21 protein-coding genes and 1 pseudogene are annotated in these 22,683 nt (G+C 41.1%); 9 read left to right on the forward strand and 13 right to left on the reverse strand.

The window, feature by feature from the left end; all coding sequences use genetic code 11:
* Nucleotides 1–2 precede the first annotated feature (2 nt).
* Both L6773_RS21730 and L6773_RS09995 read right to left on the reverse strand, forming a co-directional pair.
* Nucleotides 3–233 (reverse strand): annotated as a pseudogene (locus L6773_RS21730) (endonuclease domain-containing protein); the annotation flags it as partial.
* A 209-nt stretch (nt 234–442) separates the two neighbouring features.
* Nucleotides 443–2,251, reverse strand: coding sequence for an AMP-dependent synthetase/ligase (locus L6773_RS09995; RefSeq protein WP_237853941.1), 1,809 nt, complete (start codon nt 2,249–2,251; stop codon nt 443–445).
* Nucleotides 2,252–2,444: 193 nt separating this feature from the next.
* Here L6773_RS09995 and L6773_RS10000 point away from each other — a divergent pair, with 193 nt between their 5' ends.
* A complete protein-coding gene (locus L6773_RS10000; protein WP_237853943.1) occupies nt 2,445–2,879 on the forward strand; it encodes a hotdog fold thioesterase in 435 nt (144 codons plus the stop codon).
* A 4-nt stretch (nt 2,880–2,883) separates the two neighbouring features.
* Here L6773_RS10000 and L6773_RS10005 read toward each other — a convergent pair whose 3' ends face one another.
* A complete protein-coding gene (locus L6773_RS10005; protein WP_237853945.1) occupies nt 2,884–3,210 on the reverse strand; it encodes a phage integrase N-terminal SAM-like domain-containing protein in 327 nt (108 codons plus the stop codon).
* Nucleotides 3,211–3,473: 263 nt separating this feature from the next.
* Between L6773_RS10005 and L6773_RS10010 the strand changes: the two genes are divergently transcribed.
* Nucleotides 3,474–3,857 (forward strand): VOC family protein, encoded by a 384-nt coding sequence (locus L6773_RS10010; protein WP_237853947.1) that lies wholly within the window; start codon nt 3,474–3,476, stop codon nt 3,855–3,857.
* 17 nt (nt 3,858–3,874) lie between these two features.
* Here the strand turns inward: L6773_RS10010 and L6773_RS10015 are convergent, their stop codons facing one another.
* The 4 genes from L6773_RS10015 to L6773_RS10030 form a co-directional block, all read right to left on the reverse strand.
* Nucleotides 3,875–4,801, reverse strand: a complete 927-nt coding sequence (locus L6773_RS10015) for an aminotransferase class IV (protein WP_237853949.1) — start codon at nt 4,799–4,801, stop codon at nt 3,875–3,877.
* An 81-nt stretch (nt 4,802–4,882) separates the two neighbouring features.
* Entirely contained in the window at nt 4,883–5,209 is a 327-nt protein-coding gene (locus L6773_RS10020; protein ID WP_237853951.1) for a hypothetical protein, read from the reverse strand.
* Nucleotides 5,210–5,310: 101 nt separating this feature from the next.
* Nucleotides 5,311–7,035, reverse strand: coding sequence for a carbon starvation CstA family protein (locus tag L6773_RS10025; RefSeq protein WP_237853953.1), 1,725 nt, complete (start codon nt 7,033–7,035; stop codon nt 5,311–5,313).
* 234 nt (nt 7,036–7,269) lie between these two features.
* On the reverse strand, nt 7,270–7,689 hold the full coding sequence (locus L6773_RS10030; RefSeq protein ID WP_237853963.1) for a secondary thiamine-phosphate synthase enzyme YjbQ: 420 nt from the start codon (nt 7,687–7,689) through the stop codon (nt 7,270–7,272).
* A 259-nt stretch (nt 7,690–7,948) separates the two neighbouring features.
* On the opposite strand from L6773_RS10030, the gene L6773_RS10035 reads away from it, so the two are divergent.
* The 3 genes from L6773_RS10035 to L6773_RS10045 all read left to right on the forward strand — a co-directional run bounded on the left by L6773_RS10035 (nt 7,949) and on the right by L6773_RS10045 (nt 10,626).
* Nucleotides 7,949–8,533 carry a hypothetical protein gene (locus tag L6773_RS10035; protein WP_237853994.1) on the forward strand — a complete coding sequence of 195 codons (585 nt, stop codon included), beginning with the start codon at nt 7,949–7,951 and terminating at the stop codon, nt 8,531–8,533.
* A gap of 192 nt (nt 8,534–8,725) precedes the next feature.
* Complete coding sequence (locus tag L6773_RS10040) at nt 8,726–9,313, forward strand: hypothetical protein (RefSeq protein ID WP_237853966.1); 588 nt, start codon at nt 8,726–8,728, stop codon at nt 9,311–9,313.
* A gap of 194 nt (nt 9,314–9,507) precedes the next feature.
* Nucleotides 9,508–10,626 (forward strand): acyltransferase family protein, encoded by a 1,119-nt coding sequence (locus L6773_RS10045; protein ID WP_237853968.1) that lies wholly within the window; start codon nt 9,508–9,510, stop codon nt 10,624–10,626.
* Between the two features lie 13 nt (nt 10,627–10,639).
* Here L6773_RS10045 and L6773_RS10050 read toward each other — a convergent pair whose 3' ends face one another.
* The gene (locus tag L6773_RS10050; protein ID WP_237853970.1) at nt 10,640–11,401 is read right to left on the reverse strand and encodes an SDR family NAD(P)-dependent oxidoreductase; all 762 of its coding nucleotides are present in this window, start codon (nt 11,399–11,401) and stop codon (nt 10,640–10,642) included.
* 169 nt (nt 11,402–11,570) lie between these two features.
* Nucleotides 11,571–13,727 (reverse strand): DUF5916 domain-containing protein, encoded by a 2,157-nt coding sequence (locus L6773_RS10055; RefSeq protein WP_237853977.1) that lies wholly within the window; start codon nt 13,725–13,727, stop codon nt 11,571–11,573.
* A gap of 191 nt (nt 13,728–13,918) precedes the next feature.
* On the opposite strand from L6773_RS10055, the gene L6773_RS10060 reads away from it, so the two are divergent.
* Nucleotides 13,919–15,313: a PQQ-dependent sugar dehydrogenase gene (locus L6773_RS10060; RefSeq protein WP_237853979.1), complete on the forward strand. Its 1,395-nt coding sequence runs from the start codon at nt 13,919–13,921 to the stop codon at nt 15,311–15,313.
* A gap of 42 nt (nt 15,314–15,355) precedes the next feature.
* Here the strand turns inward: L6773_RS10060 and L6773_RS10065 are convergent, their stop codons facing one another.
* Both L6773_RS10065 and L6773_RS10070 read right to left on the reverse strand, forming a co-directional pair.
* Nucleotides 15,356–15,958: a D-alanyl-D-alanine carboxypeptidase gene (locus L6773_RS10065; RefSeq protein ID WP_237853980.1), complete on the reverse strand. Its 603-nt coding sequence runs from the start codon at nt 15,956–15,958 to the stop codon at nt 15,356–15,358.
* A gap of 21 nt (nt 15,959–15,979) precedes the next feature.
* Nucleotides 15,980–16,738 (reverse strand): D-alanyl-D-alanine carboxypeptidase, encoded by a 759-nt coding sequence (locus tag L6773_RS10070; protein WP_237853982.1) that lies wholly within the window; start codon nt 16,736–16,738, stop codon nt 15,980–15,982.
* 240 nt (nt 16,739–16,978) lie between these two features.
* Here L6773_RS10070 and L6773_RS10075 point away from each other — a divergent pair, with 240 nt between their 5' ends.
* The 3 genes from L6773_RS10075 to L6773_RS10085 all read left to right on the forward strand — a co-directional run bounded on the left by L6773_RS10075 (nt 16,979) and on the right by L6773_RS10085 (nt 21,709).
* Complete coding sequence (locus L6773_RS10075) at nt 16,979–19,366, forward strand: glycoside hydrolase family 31 protein (protein ID WP_237853984.1); 2,388 nt, start codon at nt 16,979–16,981, stop codon at nt 19,364–19,366.
* Nucleotides 19,367–19,485: 119 nt separating this feature from the next.
* Nucleotides 19,486–20,430, forward strand: a complete 945-nt coding sequence (locus tag L6773_RS10080; protein ID WP_237853986.1) for an NmrA/HSCARG family protein — start codon at nt 19,486–19,488, stop codon at nt 20,428–20,430.
* Nucleotides 20,431–20,689: 259 nt separating this feature from the next.
* The gene (locus tag L6773_RS10085) at nt 20,690–21,709 is read left to right on the forward strand and encodes a DMT family transporter (protein WP_237853987.1); all 1,020 of its coding nucleotides are present in this window, start codon (nt 20,690–20,692) and stop codon (nt 21,707–21,709) included.
* Nucleotides 21,710–21,842: 133 nt separating this feature from the next.
* Here the strand turns inward: L6773_RS10085 and L6773_RS10090 are convergent, their stop codons facing one another.
* Together L6773_RS10090 and L6773_RS10095 are read right to left on the reverse strand one after the other, a co-directional pair.
* The gene (locus L6773_RS10090; protein ID WP_237853989.1) at nt 21,843–22,316 is read right to left on the reverse strand and encodes a hypothetical protein; all 474 of its coding nucleotides are present in this window, start codon (nt 22,314–22,316) and stop codon (nt 21,843–21,845) included.
* A 6-nt stretch (nt 22,317–22,322) separates the two neighbouring features.
* On the reverse strand, nt 22,323–22,541 hold the full coding sequence (locus L6773_RS10095; RefSeq protein ID WP_237853991.1) for a hypothetical protein: 219 nt from the start codon (nt 22,539–22,541) through the stop codon (nt 22,323–22,325).
* Nucleotides 22,542–22,683 lie beyond the last annotated feature (142 nt).

Consider the following 22,683-nt stretch of genomic DNA (forward strand, 5'->3'; position numbering starts at 1 on the left):
GTTCAATTATCTGTAATCTCTTTCGCTCTTTTCTTGAATTTATCTTCCAAATAGACAATTATACTTTCATAATCTCTTTTTAAATCAAGTGTTGAAATCCTAATTACTTTAATGCCACACTTTTTGAGTATCCGATCTTTTTTCTGATCCTCAACACATCTTCCATAGATATAATGAACATCACCAACCACCTCAATTCCCAGTTTTAGTTCTGGGCAATAGAAATCAATGACGTAATTATTTACACCATACTATCGTCTAACTTTGTAGCCCAACATTTGTTGAAGATCCTTCTATAAACGAATCTCCCATTTTGTCATATTATTTCGGTGATATTGGCGCTGCTTTTTTGTTCTGTTAGGATTTAACACTTTAAATTCTTTCGAAAGTTGAAATAAAAGGCTACATCTCCTAACCCCTTCTTGCAAAGGAGATGAACTCATCAATCACCTCCATTTGCTTTTACTTCATCCTCATACATAGACTCAATCTCCTCGCTGAATTTTTCATTAATTACATTTCGTTTTACCTTCATCGTTGGAGTCAACTCATCTGCTTCCACAGTGAGAGGTTCTTCCAAAAGCACGAATTTTTTGATTCTCTCCCAGGGTGATAGCTCTTTATTCACCTTATCCACTTCACGTTGAATAAGCTCACGAATTTTTCCATCCTCAGAGTAGGGTTCCTCAGGAGTATAGTGATCCCTCTTTAATCGTTTTTTCACATTCGAGTAATCTGGAATAATCAGGGCCGAGCAGAACTTTCGTTTGTAGCCTATGACAATGACCCTGTCGATAAAACCGGAATTTTGAAGTTTATTTTCAATGTTTTGCGGTGCCACATATTTTCCGGTCGAGAGCTTAAACATCGATTTCTTTCTATCGGTGATGTATAAAAACCCATCCTCATCAATTTTACCTACATCCCCGGTTTTAAACCACCCGTCATCCGTAAATACTTCCTTCGTTTTTTCTTCATTTTTGTAGTATCCCTTCATGATATTGGGACCGCGGGCGAGGATCTCTCCATCATCGGCAATCTTAATTTCAACATCCCGAAGAGGTTTCCCGGATGTGCCTATTCTCATTTCACCCGGTTTTTGCACTGTAATAACCGGAGATGTTTCGGTTAATCCATACCCCTGTACACATATCAACCCAATGGCATTCATGAACTTAAAAACTTCGGGTGATAATGCAGCCCCGCCACTTACCATCCCGCGTAAATTACCTCCAAAAAGTTCTCTTATCTCCTGATAAACAAATTTGTCAGCAATTTTGTGTTTCAGTGCACCAATACCACTCGGTGGGTTTTCAGGATTGTACTCTTCGGTTAGATAAATAGCCCAATAATAAATTGACTTTTTGATTCCCGAAAATTCCTGCCCCTTCACTTTTACACCGGTCTGTATCTTTTCGGGAAGACGCGGCACCGTTGCAAAGAAGAAAGGCTTGACATGCATCAAATCATCCCGGATCTCTTCGATATTTTCTGTATAAAAGATCCTGCAACCCATATAGATGTACATGTAGTCAATCATGCGTTCAAAAACATGTGAGAGTGGCAGATACGACAGTACCCTTTCCTGGTAGAACTCTTTCTCATCGAACGGTAATTTTTCCATTGATGCCAAGACATTCGATGCAATATTATTGTGGGTCAACATCACCCCTTTTGGCATTCCTGTGGTTCCGGATGTGTAGATCAACGTGGCAAGATCTTCTGATTTCACTTCGCTTTTAAGTGAATCAAACAGATCCGGTTTTTCTTTACGAAGCTTCTCGCCCCTTTCCAGGATACTTTCAAAAGGCTTTAACTTTTTATGTTTTGAGCCATATAGAGTGATAATTGCTTTAACAGTCTCGATCTCCTTTATAAGAGGTTTTGTCTCAGCAAAAATCTCATCATCCGAAACTATATGAACTTTTGAATCAGAATTCTCCAGGATGTATTTAATCTGATCCCCGGGTTGTGTTGAATAGATTGGAACATCCGCTGCACCGATTGACAGGATTGCGATATCACAAATAAGCCATTCGGCTGAATTTTCGGCATGAATGGATACCTTGTCCCCCGATCTTACTCCCAGATCGTATAAACCGAGAGCAAAATTGATAATTTTTTCACGAAAGTCTGAGACGTTGATTTCATGCCAAGTGCCATCTCTCTTCGATGAAGCGAATAATCCTTCCCCGTAATTTTCAAGTCCTTTGAATACAATTTCCGGTAGTGTGTGACTTGAAGAATTCATAGTTAAAAAACCGCTTTTTTAGTAAACTGAGGTTGGTTAACACCGTTACCTAATAAGTAACATTTTGCTGTGACTTTTAAAAATTTCTTTGAAAAAAATTTGATGATTTATCGATATTTTATTGCTAATCGTAGCTGACACTGATTTTTTCTATTACTTCATAGTGTTTAACTAATTTTCAAATCAATTCCAGATGCATATAGAACAGCAGATCAAGGAAAAGTTCGAGGGATTTTATAAACGACAGAAAAAAAACATGGCAGATGCACTGGGATTGGAGTTCGAATATGTAAGCCGTGATGAGATGCGGGCTTCTATGCCGGTAGATGAAAATACCACTCAACCGATGGGAATTTTACATGGCGGTGCTTCCGTCGCTCTTGCAGAAACGCTGGCCTCTGTTGGTGGGTATTTAAATCTAAAAAATGAAAATAAGATCGTTGTTGGCCTTGAAATCAATGCCAATCACGTGAGACCGGTTTCCGAAGGCAACAAAGTTGTTGGGATATCCAAACCCATTCATCGTGGTTCACAAACACAAGTTTGGGAAACCCGAATTAAAAATGAGAGCGGAAAGTTGGTCTGCATCTCCCGCTGTACTCTTGCTGTGGTGAATAAACGCAAATAAACGTCTATCCCGTAATTCGAAACACGCCCGGTTCCGGTTCGGAGTTTTCATCAGTTTGAACAAATGTGTTGGAAGGCTTTAACACTCGCTCAAATAAAAATAAGAGTGAGGATTTAGTTTGAAGCAACTCCTCTTCCGAAGTATCCTGATTGCTCTTCAATTTTGAGAGATAAAGATCTTTATGCCATTGCCTTATTTGGGATGAATGGGAAAGCGACATACTTTCCAAAAAATTACGGACGATTCGAACCATGGTTCTCTCAGTCGGGTACCCTGATTCTTTTCTTCGAATTTCAATTCGCAATCTCGAAAGTATCAATGATCGGTTCATAATATCTCCTTTTTACTTGTATGAACCGGATTTTCTAAATCCCTTACAGAATTTTTTTGAATTGATTATTTGATGGATTTCAGTACTATTAAAACATGAACAAATGAGAAAATTCCAATGACCAAATCACAAATAACAAACATTCGACTCATATTTTTGAAGTGCTTTAATTCAATTGCTTGAAAATTGGAGCTTGTTATTTGTCCCATAGGGATCACTTTGTGGGAGTTTTCTACTAACATCAATCAAAACAAATAACCAATATGGCAAATAAAAAACCTATAACTGTAGGATGGTTTGAGATTCCAACCGCAGATATGGAACGTGCAATCAGATTTTACGAAACCGTTTTTGATTGCAAACTTGATCGAAATGCAATGGGCGATTTCGACATGGCCTGGTTTGCCTGGGATGAAGATATGAAAGGTGCAGGAGGCTCACTCGTCCATCATGAAACTTACTCTCCATCTCAAGATGGCACACTGGTATACTTTTCTTCTGAAGACACAAATACCGAACTAAATCGGATTGAAGAAGCAGGCGGTAAAATTCTCCAGGAGAAAACAGAGATCAGCCCGGATATAGGATATATGGCACTGTTTTTAGATACCGAAGGAAACAGGATTGCGCTTCACTCAAGGAAGTGATTTTCTATATCTGTTTATCAGCTCAGCTTCGCCTTTCGTACTTCCTCCTCAATCAGAGCTTCGTACTTTTGTTGAAGGTCTTTTGTAATCTCTCCAAGAGAACCATTTCCGATCTTGCGGCCATCTACTTCCGGTACCGGAGTAAGTCCGCCGAACGTTCCGGTTACGAATGCTTCATCGGCGCCATATAGATCAAACAGAGAAAAATTCTTTTGATGACAGGGAATTCCGTAGTCATTACAAATTCTAATTACGTTATGACGCGTAATTCCATTCATACAATACTGACCGGTTGAGGTCCAAACTTCACCATTTGTCACCATAAAAAAGTTGGTGGCATTACAGGTAGATACAAAACCATTCACGTCAAGCATCAAAGCTTCATCTGCTCCGGCCTCCAGCGCCTGTATCAGTGCCTGCACTTCGTGAAGTTTACTATGGCAATTCAATCTCGGATCTAAATAATCGGGGGAGCCTCTTCGGATTGTGCTGGTGAAAAGCGTAACTCCTTTATTTTTGGTCTCGGGTGATGCTTTTTTGAATTCGGGAATAATCACCAAATTCGGTCCGCTTACCGTTAATCGCGGATCTTGTGATGGAGTCTTTTTTATCCCTCTGGTGAGCATAAAACGAACATGAACTCCATCTTCCATTCCATTGGCATTCAGTGTCTTCCAAATTTCATTAGTCAACTCCTCTTTGGAAAATGGAAGATCCATACCAACCGTTTTAGCGGCTGTCCAAAGACGGTTCAAATGAAGATCAAGAAAAACAAGAACACCTTTATGTAGTCGGCAGGCCTCCCAGACGCCATCCCCTACTAAATACCCACTATCAAAGACAGATATTTTGGCTTCACTTCTTGGAAGGAGCTCACCATTGACAAAGATTTTTATGGATTCATTTCGCGGATCATCAAGAGCATTGTGGGTACCGTGAGTCATAATGTAAGCAGAATCAAATCTTCAATTTTCAAACAAATGGAAAAAATCATGCTAAACGATTTTATCGTAAGCATATTTAAATCACCCGGCAAAGATCCCCCAAAATTCCCATAAAACTACAATAGCATAAATCACAAAGGCGATAAACCCGGCAATATTCCACTTTCTTTGAATTTCTTTAAAGTGTTCAATACTCTCCCAATTCTTATTACCCCAGGCCAACTCATTTCCCTTTAATCCAAGGTAAATCATAACCGGAACATTAATCACCGGCACAAATGCAAGCAGGGCAATATATGTTTTGTTCCCAATTCCCCAGAAACCGTTTAAAAAGAATGCACCCCAATTCCACCCTTCAATTTCATGAGGGAATGAATCTTCGATATTATCGTCTGTAGTATGTTCCATGCTTGATGTTATTCAATGTTTCTTTGCATTCAATTTGCAAAATTATCACTTCTTAAAAAAAGCAAATTTACGGGTTTTATCACTTGGTACCGAATCGTTTTTTACCCGTCTGATTCCTTTCGAAATAAGAACAGTGCTTCCAGTACTATCCAGACAGCAAACGACAGAATAATAGCCCCAAAAATAAAAAGAAGCATATTCCCTTCCGTTGCTCCAAAACCGGACCAATCAAAGAACACCTGCTGTATCATTGCCCAAAGAGTCATAAAAATTAAAAACAACAATGGAATGAGTGTATAGATGTAGTTTCTGCCCTTTCGCTTGAGCCAGATAGTAACAATCAACAAGCTGATTGCCGCCAGGAGTTGGTTTGATGTTCCAAACAGGGGCCACAGAAGATAACCGCCTGAACCAATGCCTCTCGGGCCTTCCGGAATGAGAACTAACGCAGCACTCGCTCCTACTGCAATTGAGGTGGAGATATGCATCTTCGTTAGCGGTTTTACGCTGTACTCCTGTCCGAGCTCGTTAATAATGTAACGCATCAAACGGACGGAAGTATCAAGAGTGGTAGCTGCAAAGCTTATAACGATCACTGCTATTATGGTCTCAGCGGCTTGCAGCGGAATGTTCAGAGCTGTAGCTAATTGAGCCGCTCCCTGCACAAAAATATTGAGGCCTGAAGATCCCGCACTGGCAAAAGAGTGATAGGTATCAAGAAATTCACCTGTTGTGTTGAAGTAAGTAACCACTGCTACAATAGTAATCAGGGCAAGTGCTCCCTCTCCAACAGCTCCAAGATACCCGATAAAACGGGCATCAGTCTCTTTATCTAACTGTTTGGCAGTGGTTCCTGATGATACCAATCCGTGAAATCCGGATATAGCTCCGCAAGCAATTGTAATAAATAATAGCGGGAACCAACTGACATCAGTTGCGGCTTCATTGGTTGTAGGAGCAGTAATTTCCGGACTCATTACGAATAAACCCAAATATAGAATTACCAAACCAACAATCAGTTGGTGTGAATTAATAAAGTCTCTCGGCTGTAATAACTTCCATACGGATAATGTTGAAGCGATATAAACATAGATCATCAGGATAATAATCCACAAAAGGAATGAGATCTCAACACCGTTTAAGCCCATTATTACAGTGTTCTCCTCACCTCCGAAATAACGAACAAAATCTATCTGCAGCGCCGGCACATAACTGGCAATGATGGCTGCAAAATACATCACAAAAAGAACTATGATGGATGGAATGAGCATGCTGCCGGTTTTCCTGTAGGAACGATACCCGATCCATACAGCAAGTGGAATCTGAATAAATATGGAGAGAACACTTGCTGGAAAACTGATAAAAAGGTTAGAGATCACCCACGCGAACACGGCATTCACCATCAATACAAGAATTAAGATGATAAACAGGAATAGAATCTTCGCTCTGCGACCCACAATTTTATCAGCTAAAATTCCAATCGACTGACCTTTGTTTCGAACGGAGAGTACCATCACACCAAAATCATGAACACCTGCGGCAAAAATGGTTCCTATAACAACCCAAAGCATAGCCGGTAACCACCCCCAGTAAACGGCTATAGCCGGACCCACGATTGGAGCTGCACCGGCTATGGATGTAAAATGATGTCCCCAAAGGATATATTTGTTGGTAGGAACGTAATCCACTCCATCCTCGAACTTATGGGCAGGTGTTACATAATTGGGATTGAGCTTGTAGATCTTCTCTGCAAGAAATTTCGAGTAGTATCTATATCCTACGAAAAAGAGTACAAGAGAAATTGCCGCTACGAGACTACCGGACATAAGTTTACTCCGTTTTATTTTTTAGGCCAACGGAATATCTGACATGGAAAGTAAAATGTCGAATTTTTTTGTGCTCCCAAGTCATCGGATAAGTGGAAATTCCATAAAATTTGTTCATTTATCCAAAATCCTCATCCGATGACTCCTACTGCTACTCACGTTTTTCAAAGAATCTGTGTCCTACCCCGCCACTCTTCAAGGAGCTGGCGCACTCTTGAAGGTGGCTCTATACAATTATTTCCCAACTACCTGAACGATCACATGCCGCTTTCTTGATTGATTGTCATGATCGAGCACAACGATCTGTTGCCAGGTTCCGAGGATGCACTTGCCATCACGAATAGGAACTGTTATTCCGGGCCCCATAAAAGTGGCACGAATATGTGAGAACCCGTTGTCATCGCCCCACGTTTCTGAGTGGTGAGATTTCATATTCTGCGATGCAAAATCCTCCAGTTTCTCTTTGATATCTTTTACAAGGGCGGGCTCAAACTCCATCGTTGAAATAGAAGCGGTTGAACCGACTACATGAATGTGACAAAATCCATCATTAAATCCGGTCTCTTTTACAGTCGCATCCACTTTCGGTGTAATATTATGGATGTCTGAAAATCCTTTTGTCTTCAAGTGTAGATCTTTTGTGATGATATCCATAAAAGTTAATTTAACAGGTTAAAATAAATTGATGAGAATCACCACTAAATTAAGTTCTCTGAGATATTTAACCAATCATTGAACAGGATTATTTGTGCTGCCCCTTCTAAAAATCAGCTCACAATACATCTTTGAGAGAAACAGCAAGTTCTTTTCGCATATATTATAGTGTAAACTCAGTACTCTGATGAAATTTAAAGATCAGAAAAAATTAAAACGAAGCTTCCAATTGGATAAACACTAACTAAACAAATAAGCCATGAGAACCTCTCTACTCAAATATCTGCTAATAGTTATATCAAGCTTGTCTCTAATTTTTATTATGAATTGTGAAGGACCGGAAGGGCCAACCGGCCCGGAAGGACCGCAAGGGCCACAGGGTGAACTAGGACCCGAAGGGCCTCAAGGACCTCCCGGTGAAGATGGTAATGCTAACGTAATCTCTTCTGAATGGATTCGACTTGGTGATGTTGCAACTCCCGCCGATACAAGTCTAATAGGTCGAAATTACACAAGATATCATATTCCAGCTGATCAACTCACGCAGGAGATCATTGATGGTGGTACTATTATAGTTTACTATCAACTATTGGGAATGATAACTCCCCTCCCATATACATTGGCCGGAATCGGTGGAGATGAGGATAAACTGATAACCTTTGCTCCATTTACGCCAGAACGAATAACAATTTTAAGCCAGGAATTAGACAATACAGCTTGGCCTATCAACTTGAATACTGAATTCAGGTATATTCTTATACCAAGCAGTACACCTGCCAAACAAAAACTACCGGATTTTGCTGATTACCATGCAACCATGGATTTTTATGGATTAGAGTATTAGTAAAATAATATTATCAAATAAACCTGTTGGCTGTGATTTAACCAATCAACACAGTTAACAGGTTTTTTATTTTTAAACATTTTAATATTTGATATCTGCTCATTTTAAACAATGATGCTTTTAAGTTGATGTTTGACATTCCAGCACATCTTTTTTTTAAGTTAGATGTTAATTTCAATTAAATAAATCAACATGAGAGCAAAAAAAATAAAACTACTATCATCTATACTTTTAGGATTTATATTAATACTCGGTTGTGAGGGACCTGAAGGGCCAACCGGACCTGCAGGGCCAGAGGGGCCACAAGGTGATCAAGGGCCTGAAGGGCCGCAGGGGCCTCCTGGAAATGCGAATGTTACTTTGCATATTTTTGATGGGCATGATTTTAATTCAGATCCAATCTATACGGATACTGAAGGTCTATTTATAAATTTTGAGACCGAATCTGAAGCCAATCAAAATTCCTGGAATTATTACTTAAAATATCAAACGGGTTGGTTTCTCGATATACCTGGATGGGGTTTTGGTAATGCAACTGAATACTATACAGGCCATATCTGGCAAGAAAATGAATCTAGGATTAGATTTTATATTGAAGCTGTAGACGGCCCTGGTGAACAATATGAAGAAGTCCATATTGTTCAGATAGAAGCGAACAGTACCGAAGATCACACTTCAGCCAAGCAGAAAACCTCTGTTATTCCTGAAGATCTGGATATGTCTGATTACGAGGCTGTAATGGATTACTATGGTGAACAAGTTGAAGTGGTCCGCCATTGACATCTAGTTCTTATTCAAACAATCTAACCTGTTGGAAATGGACAATTTGACCATTTTTCCAACAGGTTTTTTTTTGAAGTATTGGCTCGACATCTTTCATTAAAAATCTTTGCAGAAAGAGATAATTTTATCTAAAACATGAACCATCTTTTACCTATGTTATCAGCTTAAACTGCTGAAATAGATTATTGAACATGGGTTCTAAGGTTGCGGAAAATAGGTCTGAACGAATTCTTTCGATTGATGCTCTGCGGGGATTTGATATGTTACTCATTTCCGGTGGAGCTACCTTTCTTGTTTTAATGGAAAATAAGACGGGTTTGGAATGGGTTGACTGGATTGCACTGCAGATGACCCACCCTGCATGGAACGGTTTTACTTTTTATGATTTTATCTTCCCCCTATTTCTGTTTATAGCCGGTATCTCACTTACTTTTTCTCTGAATAAGAGACGCAAAATTGGGTCAACCAAAAACGCTCTTTATAAAAAAGCTTTTTGGCGGATGATCATCCTGATCGTTTTGGGAATTTTCTACAAAAATGCACCCGTTCCTTTTTTTGAACCGTCTGAAATACGGTTTGTGAGCGTTTTGGGCAGGATTGGAATTGCTGTGATGGCAACTACAATATTGTACCTGAATTTTTCACAAAGAGGTCGCTTATTTTGGGTCGCAGGAATATTATTAGTTTACTATGCTGCTTTATATTTAATACCCGTTCCCGGTTATGGTGCAGGAGATCTCTCTTTCGAAGGGAATCTGGTTGGCTGGATCGATCGAAATTTCCTCCCCGGACGATTATTACAGGGTACATATGACGAACTGGGTATACTCACTCAATTTCCTGCACTCTGCATTACTTTGTTGGGTTCTTATGCCGGAGATATTTTGAGATCAGGTGCTCAGAAGATTCAGAAGTTTCAGTCTCTGATCATGGCAGGTATTATCTGTATGATCATTGGACTTTTATGGGGACTCCATTTTCCCGTGAATAAGCATTTATGGACAAGTTCATTCATTTTATTGACTTCAGGAATGGCTTTTCTTTTTATGGCCGCTTTCTACTGGCTGATTGATATTAAAAATTACCGGAGATGGGCTTTCTTTTTCCAGGTAATCGGTCTTAACTCACTTACGATTTATCTTGCCTATCGCTTCATCGATTTTGGAACTACCTCCCGTTTGCTCTTTTCAGGGCTCATTAATCCCCTTCCTGCACTTTGGCATGAAGTTTTTATTGCATTCGGTGCTATGATTTTAGTCTGGCTCTTTCTCTATTTCTTATATCGGAACAGGCTCTTTCTCAAAATTTGATTTCAGCGCAAATTCAAGAATTCGCCATAATTCCGCCATCTATGGTATATGCACAACCGGTAATCCAGGAGGAATCGTCACTAGCCAGGAATAGAGCCAGTTGGGCAATGTCTTTTGGTTTCCCTAAGCGGTTCATCAATGTAGCTTTTTCTGCTTCATGTACAGCCATTTCCGGGTCAGGAAATGCGATGGCAGAATCGTGTAAGAGCGGAGTATCTACAGGCCCCGGACAGATAGCATTGATCCTGATTTCCGGGCCATAATCTACAGCCGCTTGTTTGGTAAGTGCTAAGACTCCTGCTTTGGAAGCACAGTAAGAAGCATGTTTAGGAAATGATTTATACGCTGCAATAGAGCTATTAATTACAGCCACGCCTTTTCCTGCTTTCTTTAACTCGGGAATTGAATGCTTCAATAGAAAGAAAACAGAATCGAGATTAGTTTGAAATGTTCTGTGCCAGAGTTCTGTATCCAGTTCTGTAATAGAACCTAATCCCAAAAAGCCTGCATTGGCAACCAAACCATCCAGTTTTCCAAATTTTTCAACTGCCTTATCGACTAGATGTTTATTGGTAGCCTCTTTACCAATATCACCCTGGATGAACAGGGCATCTACTTCTCGATGCTTGACCTCCTTCAAAACGGCCTCTCCCCTTTCTGGATCTCTTCCGTTTAAAATCAGTGAAGCTCCCTCTTCAGCAAACTTCAGGGCAATTCCTTTGCCCATTCCGCTTGTGGCCCCTGTAATAATGAAAACTCTGTCTTTTAGTTTCATAAAAATAGATTAAAGATGAGAACCTGCGAGAGTCCTCCCGAAGCGTTTGGATCGCAGAATTCGGGTTTATGGCGATAATTTTCTTGAACAGGATTCTTCACAAATGTCAGTACTGGTCATCCCCCTCGATCCGTCTTTGACTGATCATTCCCACTTCGAAGGGGGAATTTCAAATATTCCACCAATAGGTGAATTTAAACAAGAGGGCGCGATTTTTAACATCAAATGAGCCGGGGATGTAGTTATCCGTATATACAATAAAAAGATCGGATGCAGGCTGGAATCTCCATTGCAGTCGGGTATTTATGTTCACATTATCAAACTGTTCATTATACTGCGTAAAACTGGTCAGGTACAGATTTTTTGTAAAGGTGATGTCCAGCCGGGTTCCAATCAGCCAAAAATCAAAATCTCCCCAAGGTTGTGGTAAACCAAGATCATTATAACTTGTGCTAAGTGATACATTTACATATGGTTGAAAACGATATCCAAGCTCACTTGCAAGTGTCAGTAGATCTCCATCTGCATAAAAACTCCCGTTTTCAGCGGAAAAGCTGTAAGTAAACGAGTTTTGAGGATGCGAATTAAACTCCAATCCATAACGAAAAGCTTCATGTTCGGTACCCGGCTGGAGAAATTCACCTGTCACATTGGTAGGATCGAAAGGTTCCTGAAGCTCAACAAAATAGTTACTGACAAATGCACTAAGTTCACTTCGATTTCTGAAATTAAGATTATAGGCAAATCGATTTTCATAATCTGTCAGCTGAAAATCTTCATTGAAATAAACGGACGATCGAACGGATGGACCGTGACTCAGTACTGAGCCTCCACCGGAAGGAAAGAAAAGGTATTGCAAGTTGGGATTCCAACGGACATACCCCCTTCTCGGTACAAAACCAACCCGGGCAGAGTAATCTCTTCCAACATATTCTTGAGCCCATTCTGCGCGCCAATTCCCGTCTGAATACAGAAGATTCGCTGCATGACTAAAGCTTCGGTCATTCTCGCCGGGTGCAAAAGATTTAAGCATCATAAATTTCCCGGTCCATAAATTGTTTGCTGTCGCAAGGTTATACTCCACACCTACATTCCGATCGTATTCAGGTGCCATATATTGAGTATCGCTTTCATCAAAGAGATCTCCGGTTGATTCCATGTTTACAAACAAAAATCCAATATTTGATCGAGAAGAAACTCTCCTTTTTAAGGAAACAACTGAAAAGTTTTGACCCGGTTTCTGAATATTATCAGCGGATCCCGTCTGCATATTCATAACTCCCAGTCGCCAGTTTTGATTAATTTGACCGCTTAATCGCCCTCCGGCATGAATAGGAGCATCCAATCCAATTCTCCTGGAAAAGAATGGACGGATATCTTCATTCCCGAAACTGGCAAAAAGATCTTCATTCTCGAGGAAAAACTGCCGTTTTTCAGGGAAGAAAAGCTCAAAACGTTCCAGGTCAACGATCTGTTCATCCACTTCAACCTGGGAAAAGTCAGGATTCACGGTTAAATCTAATGTTAAAGATGAACTCAAACCGATCTTGGCGTTTAACCCTGCATCGCGTTCGTACGATCTTGAATCCTCTTTCTGAAAGTCATGATTAATACCTCCTAATACATGAGGAATGATAGAGATATTCGAACCCGCAGGCGGTGGCGGTTCATCCCATACAAGCACACCCGTATACGCTAATGATACAGAAGGAAATTGACGAGGCACCGGAGCCCATGCAGATTTCTCCGTTGAAGTAAGATCAAATCGACTGAAATTGATTCCCCATTCGGTAATTTCATCATCGTATCGTATAGATTTAAATGGAATAGCAGCTTCAAACACCCATTTATCTTCGTAGTTTACTACAGTTGATATCCATTTGTTATCCCAGCTCAGGTTCATCCTGCCACCGTTATACATCATTCCATCCCACTCTGCACCTGCGGCGTTGGCTCCAAATGAAAAACCATTGGTTTTATCATCGAATGTATCCATAGCGAGCAAAAAATTATCATTGAGCGGAAAGCTAAAATCTCTTCGAAGTGATTCGACTACATTCTCTGTTCCCGGTTCAGCACGATAATTTTCAACCAACAGGTATAGATATTCTTCATCATATGTCATGCGAACATCAGTTTGGAGCTCGGCATAACTGGTATCCATCGGGGTAATCATAAAAAAGTCTGTGGCGATCTCAGCCTCTCTCCAGGCATGTTCATCAATCACGCCGTCAACCTGAATATCCGAAGAGGCTTTCTTTATATGCAGCCGATAATCTTCGTTAATTTTTTGTCCATTCAAGAAGCCAATCCAGGCAAAGGACAAAATTATTGTGATTAGGATTGTTTTAATTGATTTCAAATGGCAGATGATATTCATTAAATGTAAACGATTGAGCAATATTCTATTACAGTTAATTTACCCCTGTTCATTAAGGAATTCCAATGTGTTTTTGATGATAATTGAATTGCAATTAAGATTATATTAGTGAGATATAATTTTGATATACTGCTGCAATGATTAAAAAATATTTTTGGCTCATTCCCCTGCTATTGGTGTTCTTCATCTATGGGGTTTCCGTTGGAACCTACAGAATGTTTCCTTTTCAACAGATCAAGCATGCCAAAGACATCCTGGATCGTACTTTTGAAATGGAACTCTCAGCTGAGAATATTTCGGGTTCAACTCAATCCACAATTCTTCAAAGGCTTCTTATTAAAAAAGTAAAAATTGGAGATCAAATTGGAAGTGGCGGCGGAATCAGTAATAGCGGATCTATCCTTTTTTTGATCACGAATAAAGGAAGCATACAGGCTTTTGATATTGATAAATTCCGGGAATTCAATGTAGAGTCAAAAGATGTGCCTTTAAACCTGGAGGAATTATTTAACTCAGGTATTTTTACTAACGATGACGTCGAGTTGATCTGGTACCGGGTAAATGGTGTTTATTCTGAGCAGGTTGATTCTACAACTTATCGGCTGTTTGTATCGCATAATGGGTTTGATTCAACTGAAAACTGTATCACCCATAATATCAGTTCAACAGATTTGAAGCTTACCGATCTAACCGTGAATCAAGTATCAAATTGGAACACAATTTTTACAGCGGAGCCCTGTATTGATCCCAATCCGGAGCACTATCTTTCTTCACACCCGTACGAGGGTTCAGTTTCCGGAGGTACTATTATTGAGTTCAACGAAAACCAGTTACTTGTAACCATCGGTGAATATATGCGGCATGGATTAAACAATGCGGAAGCCTACTCCATGGATCCAGCAATTCCATATGGTAAAATGGTAGTTGTGGATAAAAAAAGCGGAGACTGGTCAATCTATTCAACTGGACACAGGAATCCCGCCGGTTTGTTTATAGATGAAAGCGGAACAATCTGGTCAACTGAAAATGGACCTTTGGGTGGTGATGAACTCAATATCATAAAGCCCGGTACAAATTACGGCTGGCCATTGGTTTCGCTGGGTGTTTGGTATGTTCCAACATATAGATTAACAGGCGGCCGGGATTACGGCCGCCATACAGGATATCAGAAACCGGTGTTTTCCTGGCCAAATTCAATAGCACCTGCGGCATTGTTAAGAATTCAGGGTGATAAATTTCGATATTGGTCGGGCGACCTCATTGTTGGAACAAGGGCGAATCAAAGTTTGCGAAGATTACGGTTGGATGATTCACTCCGGGTTATCTATGATGAACGAATAGATTTGGGGCACCGGGTAAGAGATCTTACTGCTCTACCGGATGAATCAATTGCCATTTTTACGGATGACGGGTATCTGATTTTCATTGATGATGGAGGAAGCTCTTTTCACCAGATGGGCCCAAATGAACATCAAAGGCTTCGAAAGCTCGAAAATTACGATCGCTTCCAGGTCACATCAAATCGAGAATAATTCTGGGTGTAAATTAACCTGAAGATGTTAAAAATGGACGGCTCAATAGTTTGAGTAAATATACCACAATACTTTCTCCATCTCTTCCTTGACTACGGAGGATGAAGTAACATAGTGATTGTTCATAAAACTGAAGATCAACTTGCGTCCGCTATTGGTTGCAATAAAACCAGAGAGGCAGTGATTGTTCATCAAAGTTCCTGTTTTAGCATACACATAGGGCTCTCCCCCATCGCGATGGGCATACCAGCTTTCGATAGTTCCCGATTCCCCTCCGGCCGGAAACAGCTCGTACATCTGTTCATCAGTTTCAAACTCATCATCAATTTTTTGAAGCAGGCGAACAATTGACCTCGGCGTAAACATATTGTATCGGGAGAGGCCGGACCCATCTGCCCATTGAGGTTCATCCGGGAGATCATCCAGGTAATTATCTTTGATCTGTCCAATTACATTTCCTGTATTCATCGGCTCACCCCGTTCAGAAGCAATCATCAGTAAAAGCTGCTCGGCAATTAAATTATCACTGGGCCGGAGCATCCGTTTGTAAACCGTATCTGCAGAAATACTATAGAGCAGATTGGTATCAGACGGCTTTTCAACCTCAATATAATCTACATCTTTGCCCAGCGTATCAGTCAACATCTCTGTGATTAATTCCGGTGTCTAATGAAACGGTTTGAGATATTCATAACTGGTTGTGTCGGATTTTGGATAATATTCAAAACGATTCCCGGTCCGATCCCTCAACAGAATTTGTTGTTCATCTCCAGTTTCCTCCTCAATGTTCTGTTGAAACAATTCAGGTTCAATCAATAGCTCTCCATCAACCCGTTTAATTCGGTTGATTTCAATGCTCTCGATCGTAAACTCAACCATATTACCATAGATTGGGAATGGAGATTTTTCGGCTGAATAATAGGAATTATAATCATCCCAGGACCAACCGGCACCCAATGGTTCATCATCGAAATGTGAATCGGAATAGTATAATTGCTGAGGACTTTTTTTCAGAAAATTGTACACCTTATCTGAGCCGTATTCCCGATGGAGAAATGAGGGATCACCTGTACCCCAGAAAATGAGTGAATCCCCATTTATTACATATTCGAGCGCCGGTAATGTATCCGGCAGTGCTTTCAGCCCTGCATAAAACGTAAACAGTTTGGTATTGGAGGCAGGTGTAAAATATTTATGGCCGTTGAGAGAATAGAGCGTTGAATCTGCTTCAGGATCATATAACACAAATCCGGTAACATTGGAGGAAAAGACATCAGAATGCTCAACCATCATCTGCAGTTGTGATTCTGATTCCTTCACTATCATTTGTTTGGAATCCACCATCTCTTCTGTTGATTTACAGCTAAGCAGAAAAGAAACCGAGAGAATGGCTAAAAATGGAATAAAACAGATTCTGTTTTTCATCAGGCAATTAAAACGTTCAAAAAGGTTAAACACTGAAAATAAGCTACTTTTTAGAGATAAGAATTTGGAGATGAAATTAAAACTATTTCTCTCGAAATAGATGAATTTAAACCGATTTAGCTTTTGGAATCAGCTAATTTTATTAAATTGTAACAATGGGGTTCAGACAGAAAAGAGAAGCTCAAAAAAATTATTTCATAAGTCTGAAAACTAATTATCGACTTAATCCAGAGGATAACTATGATTAAAAAATTTTCACTTCTATTCGGACTATTGCTTGTATTTCTATTTGTAAATAAAGCCTCTGCTCAGCTACAGGGAACGGGTATTTTAAATGAGCCAACAGATATCTCACCCGATTTTACAAATTTCAAAAACACATACTACCTGGCGGATGAACTGACTTCATTTGACCCGGAAAGTGCCTCCGGAACGTTAAAATACAACCGGTATGAGTATTCCACCCGAATGGCTTTCAATAATATGCTGGCGGGCCTCAACCCGGTGGATCCCAACGAATTTCCAACCACAGAGTATGCCGCGAGCCCGGAACTGCCGTTTTCTATTCAATTTGTTTCATCCAGAACAGTTCGAATCAAACTTTCGTCGGGTCCGCAGTTCGTGGAAAGGGAATCCCTGATGCTGGTAGATGGCGAGGCTCCGAATGCCGGAGATGCATGGCAATACTCCAAAGTTAAAGACGGACATCAATATACAAGTGAGCACGGCCGTGTTTTAATCACAGTGAAGCCCTGGCATGTATATATTTATGACGATGAAGGAAAACTACTGACCAGTACGGTTCACCGTTCAGATGTAACCGATACATACACGCCGGTTCTGCCCTTTTCCTATGTTCGAAGGGCAAGTGACTACTCCAGGAGTTATGCCGCGGTAATGTCTCTCCAACCCGGTGAAAAGATTTATGGTTTTGGTGAATCATTCACGCAGTTCAACAAACGGGGAGAGAAAGTTGTGCTTTGGGTTGATGACTCAAACGGTACCCAAAACGAGACCATGTACAAACCGATTCCATTCTATATGAGTAACCGCGGCTACGGCGTATTTATGCACCACTCCACCCCTATCTCCGTTGATGTGGGTAAATATTACAATGCTGTCAATTCTATGATGATTGGGGATGATGAAGCCGATCTCTTTTTCTTTATCGGTGAACCTAAAGATATTTTGGATGAATACACCGAGTTAACCGGTAAGGCTTCCATGCCACCGCTGTGGTCATTTGGATTCTGGATGAGCCGCATCACCTATTTTTCTGAACAGGATGGGCGTGATGTAATCAATCAACTACGGGATTTGGAGATCCCCGCAGATGTGCTTCACTACGATACAGGCTGGTTTGGCGTTGACTGGAGAAGCGACTACAAATTCCCGGAAGATCGATTCCCCAACCCCGAGCAAATGATCAGTGATTTTAAAGATATGGGGTTTCATATCTCGCTGTGGCAGCTCCCCTACATGACACCGAAAAACGCACTCTATGATGAGTTGGTAGAAAACGACCTCGCAATAAAAGATCGCAAAGGAAATATTCCGGTGGAAGATGCCATCATCGATTTCTCCAACCCGGAAGCGGTCGATTGGTATCAAAACAAATTGGAACCGTTAATGAAAATGGGGGTCGGCGCCATTAAAGTTGACTTCGGAGAAGCCGCACCGGAAGATGGTTTATATCATTCCGGACGAACCGGGTGGTATGAACATAACCTTTACCCACTACGCTACAACAAGGCTGCTGCGGATATAACTGAGGAAGTTACCGGGTATCCATTCATTTGGGCAAGAAGTACCTGGGCGGGAAGTCAGCGTTACCCGGTTCACTGGGGCGGTGACGCGGCTACCACAAGTACGGCGATGTCTGCAACACTGCGAGGCGGACTCTCATTAGGGCTTACCGGTTTCACCTTTTGGAGTCATGATATTGGCGGCTTCACTACGGCAGCACCTGAAGATGTTTATCGACGCTGGACCCCCTTCGGAATGCTGACCTCACATGTTCGTTCACATGGAAATCCGCCAACGGAACCCTGGGAGTACAGCGATGAATTCCTGGAAGGCTTCCGCAGGGCCGATAACATGAGATACCGGCTGATGCCATACATCTACTCTCAAGGCAAATACAGTGCTGAGCGCGGCCTGCCGATGGTACGTGCACTATTCGTGGAATACCCCGATGATCCCGGTTCATGGCTGATCGATGATCAATACCTCTTTGGATCTGATATGCTGGTTGCCCCTCTTTTTGAGAATGTTGAAGAGCGCCATGTTTACCTGCCACCCGGAACGTGGATCGATTATCAAACCGGCGAAACGTACGAAGGCGGCTGGCATACTATTGAGGCCAGTGACATACCTATTGTAGCATTGGTAAAAAGTGGAACAGTAATTCCACATATTGAGCTTGCACAGTCAACCAAAGATATGGATTGGTCGAATCTTGAACTTAAAGTGTATTCAGCCAATGGTGAGCCGGCATCAGGAATCGTTTATCTGCCAGGCACTGATGAGGTGCAGTCTGTGACCGTTTCTGCCGATAATGGTGAATTTATACTTGATGAAGATCCTTTTAATGGAAGTGTAAACCTTGAAATTAATTCAGGAATATAATTCATTACCTGCTATGAACTTTTTCCATGGGTTATTGATTCATTAATGCATGTGAAGTTGGATAGCAGGTTTTCTTATTCTATATTCATTTAACATTAAATTATAAATCATTAAAAAATATGGCTGACAAAAAAATTGTAGTATTTGGAGCAACCGGTGCACAGGGAAGCGGATTAGTTCATTCAATTCTGGAAGATCCGGATGGCGAATTCTCAGTTCGCGCTGTAACAAGGGACCCAAGTTCAGATAGTGCAAAAGCCCTTGCCGATAAAGGTGCTGAGGTAGTAAAGGCAAATATCGATAATTTCGAAGATATCAAAAAGGCTCTTAACGGTGCTTACGGAGCATTTTTTGTAACGTTCTTCTGGGAGCATTTTTCACCGGAGAAGGAGTTCAACAACATCAAAAATTATGCGAAAGCAGCGAGTGAAGAGGGATTGGAACATGTGATATGGTCCACACTCGAGGATACCCGGGAGATCATTCCGCTTGACAGTGATGAAATGCCGACTCTGCAGGAGAAGTATAACGTTCCGCATTTTGATGCAAAAGGCGAGGCCGACAAGTTTTTTGAAGAGTATGACGTACCAACCACATATCTACTTGCTTCTTTCTACTGGGATAATATGATCCACTTTGGGATGGGGCCTCAGAGAGGAGAAGACGGCAATCTGGCAATTGCATTTCCAATGGGTGATAAAAAGATGGCAGGTATTGCAGCTGATGATATTGGCAAATGTGCATTCGGAATCTTTAAAAAGGGCAAAGAGATGGTTGGCGAAAGAATCGGTATAGCCGGTGAACATATTTCGTTTAACGATGTAGCAAAATCTCTGTCAGATTTTATTGGAGAAGATGTTACCTATCATGCAGTGACTCCCGAACAATATCGAGGATTTGGATTTCCCGGTGCTGATGATCTCGGCAATATGTTCCAATTCTATCGCGATTATGACGTATACAACTCAAGCCGTGATGTCCAGCGATCGAAAGAACTCAATCCTGAATTGAAATCTTTTAATGAGTGGCTTGATGAATATGGAAGTAAAATTCCTGTTGACTAAATAAGGCATTTTTCTGTCAATATTCTTACCGGTTGAGATATGGAAATTGTTTTTTAAGTATCTCAATCGGTTTTTTATTTACAAACCCTCTATTCAGTTAATGGTAAATTTTAAAACTTTATTACAGTTCAGTTTGGCAATAAGTATTACACTATTATTGTTTTATATTAAATTCTGCTCGAATGATACCTACTATTAATATCCGGTTAATTTGTTGTCTGCAATACTCTTACAATTAGCTGACTAACGGATAAACTTTTTGGCTGAATCTGAACACTCTGAACATACTGCACAAAATCCCGGGAAGGAGCTCTCTCATCACGGTCTTCTTCTTCTTTTTACCTTTTTTTGGGGAGCCAATTTTATACTGGCAGAGGTTGCACTTCGAGAGATGGCCCCAATCTCATTCAGCGTCTCGAGATTTGCAATGGGCGGTATTGCCATGCTGGCTGTTTTATATGCACAATGCTATGCAGATGCCAAACAAACGGGATACTCATTTCAATTTTTTCCCAAAATTGACAAGAAAGACTGGATGCGGCTTCTTTGGGTTTCGGTGCTTGGAGCAACCCTGGCTCCCTGGTTGGGAATCGAAGGCCTCGGTCTGACTCACGGTGCACGGGCTTCAATCTGGCTGGCATTGGGCCCCGCGGTAAGTACAGGTTTTGGATATATTCTAAGCACCGAAAAAATGGGAAAAATAGGATATCTTGGAGTTGTATTAGCTGGGCTTGGAACCCTCACTCTCGCCTACGACGGTCTTTTTGTTGAACAGGGCTACTGGACCGGCGATCTGCTTCTTTTTATCGCATTAGTACTCACTGTGGTTGAGTTACACCTCATCAAACCTCTTGCACGAAAATACGGATCCGTCAGCATGGTGGCGATGCGAACCGTTATTGGTGGTACCCTGTATCTTTTAATAGCCTCCCCCTCTCTTGTACAAGAAAATTGGCTGAATCTTGGTATGTGGACCTGGATCGCCATCCTGGCCGGTGGTGCTGTTGGAGTGGGTGTAGGTCAATGGGTAAAAGTACGTGCGCTCCGGTTACTGGGGCCTACCCGGGTTGTTATTTATGGAAACCTGGTCCCGATTGCCGCATTGTTGATTGCTTGGTTATCCATTGGTCAAAATCCCTCATTGTATGAAATTATCGCCGGTTTGCTGGTTATCGTCGGGGCAATTTGTATACAGGTGATTGATGCCTCAAGAACACCTCACAAACACACTCAGCAAGACGATGAGCTGTCAGTAGTTTCTAGTGCTAAGCAGGATTGATTTTTAAAGTCATCGGATGAGTCTTTTGGGATTTAAGAAAAGTAAACTGTACGACCACTCATCTGGCGACTCTTTTTTCAGAAATTCACTCTGAACTCTTTGAGTTCTTCAATGAATCAAAGAGTTCTCAATACTACATCCCGGTAATTTTTATCGGTGTCATCTCATAGGCGCTTAATGAAATTCGATTCTTCAAATCTTGATCTTTATAGAAATGAGGGAAGACCTGGTATCTTACATTTGATGAGAATTGGAGTTCATTCTTATCCTGTATCAAATAACCCGGAACAAAAAGCTCTTTCTCTTTACCGGATTCTATAGAAATTATACAGATGCAATAACATGGGTTCACGTAGACAGCGGATTCATTTATTTCAGAGCCCACCAATTCCTGAACTCTACCGTTGCCGCACGTTGAATAGTAGATCGTATTGGATGACACATTTTCTATCTTCAAACCAATAGAAGTCTCTCTATCAAGAGTATAACTGTTTTCCATTGCCTGAACCCGGACTATAGTTTTCTGGTCAGAATCGGATGAAATAATACTACAACTGGAAAAAATTAAGAGCAGAACAGATGCGAGAAATCGATATTTAATAGACATTTTATCCTATCTGAAAAGTTTACCTCTTCCTCTGTTTAATATACTTCTGACGAACAGTTCACCTATCTTAAATTTCTCCCCAACTGGCGAAAGTGTCCACTTGTGCCCCTTTTCAACAACTATAAATCGTTCCCAAGCTCCTGCTTTCATACCGCCAGTTATGAAATTCATGCATTTTTTTTTTGCGCTACCCCTCGAATGATCTCCTGCTTTTTCAATACCCACCGCCTCGGGGTATTTGGTTTAGAGAGCCTTCCCATCCCCGGGCTGCAGCCTCTCTTCAGAGCTCCGCTCTTCACGAGGCCTCCACCCGGGGTTACAATACCATTCACCCCGCTGGGGTGTGATTACGCAAGCGTAATCCAGA

It is taken from the genome of Rhodohalobacter sulfatireducens, from assembly GCF_022012475.1.
Classification (GTDB): Bacteria; Bacteroidota; Rhodothermia; order Balneolales; family Balneolaceae; genus Rhodohalobacter; species Rhodohalobacter sulfatireducens.

Bases quoted from the DNA above. Each gene is read 5' to 3' on its own strand.
- L6773_RS10010 (WP_237853947.1), top strand. From the start codon at position 3,474: ATGGCAAATAAAAAACCTATAACTGTAGGATGGTTTGAGATTCCAACC.
- L6773_RS10080 (WP_237853986.1), top strand. From the start codon at position 19,486: ATGGCTGACAAAAAAATTGTAGTATTTGGAGCAACCGGTGCACAGGGA.
- L6773_RS09995 (WP_237853941.1), bottom strand. From the start codon at position 2,251: ATGAATTCTTCAAGTCACACACTACCGGAAATTGTATTCAAAGGACTT.
- L6773_RS10060 (WP_237853979.1), top strand. From the start codon at position 13,919: ATGATTAAAAAATATTTTTGGCTCATTCCCCTGCTATTGGTGTTCTTC.
- L6773_RS10050 (WP_237853970.1), bottom strand. From the start codon at position 11,401: ATGAAACTAAAAGACAGAGTTTTCATTATTACAGGGGCCACAAGCGGA.
- L6773_RS10025 (WP_237853953.1), bottom strand. From the start codon at position 7,035: ATGTCCGGTAGTCTCGTAGCGGCAATTTCTCTTGTACTCTTTTTCGTA.
- L6773_RS10040 (WP_237853966.1), top strand. From the start codon at position 8,726: ATGAGAGCAAAAAAAATAAAACTACTATCATCTATACTTTTAGGATTT.
- L6773_RS10015 (WP_237853949.1), bottom strand. From the start codon at position 4,801: ATGACTCACGGTACCCACAATGCTCTTGATGATCCGCGAAATGAATCC.
- L6773_RS10065 (WP_237853980.1), bottom strand. From the start codon at position 15,958: ATGTTGACTGATACGCTGGGCAAAGATGTAGATTATATTGAGGTTGAA.
- L6773_RS10000 (WP_237853943.1), top strand. From the start codon at position 2,445: ATGCATATAGAACAGCAGATCAAGGAAAAGTTCGAGGGATTTTATAAA.
- L6773_RS10030 (WP_237853963.1), bottom strand. From the start codon at position 7,689: ATGGATATCATCACAAAAGATCTACACTTGAAGACAAAAGGATTTTCA.
- L6773_RS10020 (WP_237853951.1), bottom strand. From the start codon at position 5,209: ATGGAACATACTACAGACGATAATATCGAAGATTCATTCCCTCATGAA.
- L6773_RS10075 (WP_237853984.1), top strand. From the start codon at position 16,979: ATGATTAAAAAATTTTCACTTCTATTCGGACTATTGCTTGTATTTCTA.
- L6773_RS10045 (WP_237853968.1), top strand. From the start codon at position 9,508: ATGGGTTCTAAGGTTGCGGAAAATAGGTCTGAACGAATTCTTTCGATT.
- L6773_RS10070 (WP_237853982.1), bottom strand. From the start codon at position 16,738: ATGAAAAACAGAATCTGTTTTATTCCATTTTTAGCCATTCTCTCGGTT.
- L6773_RS10005 (WP_237853945.1), bottom strand. From the start codon at position 3,210: ATGAACCGATCATTGATACTTTCGAGATTGCGAATTGAAATTCGAAGA.
- L6773_RS10035 (WP_237853994.1), top strand. From the start codon at position 7,949: ATGAGAACCTCTCTACTCAAATATCTGCTAATAGTTATATCAAGCTTG.
- L6773_RS10090 (WP_237853989.1), bottom strand. From the start codon at position 22,316: ATGTCTATTAAATATCGATTTCTCGCATCTGTTCTGCTCTTAATTTTT.